The sequence below is a fragment of the Endozoicomonas sp. ONNA1 genome (assembly GCF_024606325.1).
Classification (GTDB): Bacteria; Pseudomonadota; Gammaproteobacteria; order Pseudomonadales; family Endozoicomonadaceae; genus Endozoicomonas_A.
Genome location: NZ_JAHHPN010000634.1, coordinates 1 through 1,993 on the forward strand (window position 1 = coordinate 1; position 1,993 = coordinate 1,993).

The window sequence follows — 1,993 nt, forward strand, 5'->3', positions numbered from 1 at the left end:
CCTTCCATGGTGGAGTCATTGGTATTGGTGGTGGCCAGTACAGCGTATTCGCGGGAGTGGCGGATTTCCCTATCTGCTAAAGAAATTTTGTCAGAGCAGCTAACAAAAGCGTTATTCAGGTTCTTACAGGGGAACAAGTCATACTCGGTCACAGTCAAATGGTTACTGAATTATAAAATGTTGTAAATGGAGTATTACTATGGCAAATCCACTAGGTACAGGAAGCACTTCACCAGGAACTGACCTTAATGTTCAGGTGACATCTGAGACGCCCAACCGTCATAGGGGCAGCACTACGATGTATTCATTGCGTCGATGCTGCGCTCTTAAAGATACATTAATCGGGATTACGAAAGGCATGACATGGCCAACGGTCCCTGAGCGTCCCGCGCAGTGCTCTTTTCTGGAGGGTGGGGAACGTCTGGAATCCCGGGCGGTGGAAGTTTCTTCATCCGGGCAGAGCTCGTCAACCCATTCGCGAAAGGTTAGCGAGGCCAGTGAGGCTGAAATCCGGGCTGAGCTGGAGAAAATGGATGGACGTATTCAGCAGGATTACCAGCGTTTCTGCGAGCAATTTAGTCTGTGCAATAAAATTGTGTCTTTTGCTATGACCACTGAACTGGCATTGGATGACGATATTCTCTTCTATCAGGATGCGCTATTAGACCAGCACAAGGATCAGCCAGAATTGCAGGTAATGTTTAATTATCTCAATCAGAAAACCAAAATGCTTGAGGACAAAAATCAGGAAGTTCTTGAACGGGACAGAAAAATTCAGGAGCTTACACGACAGCTTGAACATAGCGAGCAGCAAAGGGTTCGGGCACAGGACGAACAGCAAGCAAAGGCGCTGGTTGATGAAAAAGTCATCCATTTAGAGAAGCTTTTGAGGGAAGCTGATTGTCGTGCAACAGAGATGCAGCGAGACCTCAGTAAAATCAAGGAAGAAAAAGCTGAAGAATCCAAAGAGGTTGAGTCTCTGAACGAACGCTTAGCAGCGTATCAACTTTACACAGATAATGAGTTGGAATACAAAAAAAAAATCTGTGCTGAAAAAGAGAAACAATCCAAACGGATTGAGTCTCTGGAGAAACTTGTAGGAGCCTATCAAAGTCGCTTGGCTGCTAATCACGATAGCAAAGGCGAAGCCTGGGATGAACAAGAGAAGCAATCCAGACAATGGGATGCCGACAGGGCGGCGATGGAAAGAGAGATTGAAACCCTCAGGACTAAACTCAGAGCACTCTCAATGGATGAACAGACGACAGAGACTGGAGCTGCATTGGATGGGGGTCGTTGATAGTCAAATAGTTGTGAATTTTTTAACGTTGCAAAAGGAGTATTATAATGGCAAATCCATCAAACGCAGCAATCCCAGCAAACGTAACTGACCCGGGTGTTCGGGTCAAAGATGATAGGTCCGGCCGCCATTCCGGCAGTGTTGCGGAATATTCATTATATCAATGCAGAGTTCTTATAGATCCATTACGCAAGATGCGCAGTGGGATCACTGTGGAAAAGTTACCTGAACCCCCTTCGCCGTGCCATCTTTTGAGTGATTTTAAATGTTTGGACCGTCGGACGGTGTTAGCCTATCCATCCCTGGAGGATAGTACCGAGGACATGCCAACCTTTTTACGCAGGATTAACGCAGCCAATGGTTATGGAGTCTGGGCTGAACTGGCACATATGGATGAGCAAAGAAGGGCTTATTACCATCATCTCTGCCAGCTTCACAGTCAGCTCGGTGAATCACTGAATGCTGCTCGGCAGGTTGAAAACTCATTAGAAAACGATATTTCCCTCCATAGAAAAAATAGAGCGTTTGAGGCAGCGGACCAGCCATTCAGAACCCTTCAAACTAATAAATTAGTCACACAATTAGAAGACCAACTGAAGGTATCCAGACTTCGTTCAACCAAGATGCAGAAAGAGCTTGAAGAAGCTCGAATAGAAAGAAAAAAGATTGAAGCTGCCCTTTGCAATACCCAAG

General features: G+C 45.9%; 2 protein-coding genes. Both read left to right on the plus strand.

Annotated elements, in window-relative coordinates; all coding sequences use genetic code 11:
• The first annotated feature begins 199 nt into the window (after positions 1 to 199).
• Entirely contained in the window at positions 200 to 1,300 is a 1,101-nt protein-coding gene (locus tag KDK19_RS14915) for a hypothetical protein (RefSeq protein WP_257252508.1), read from the plus strand.
• A 47-nt stretch (positions 1,301 to 1,347) separates the two neighbouring features.
• A partial coding sequence (locus KDK19_RS14920) for a hypothetical protein (RefSeq protein ID WP_257292261.1) occupies positions 1,348 to 1,993 on the plus strand: 646 nt, incomplete at its 3' end.

Excerpts from the sequence above, each read along its gene's own strand:
- KDK19_RS14915 (WP_257252508.1), top strand. The coding sequence starts at position 200 with ATGGCAAATCCACTAGGTACAGGAAGCACTTCACCAGGAACTGACCTT.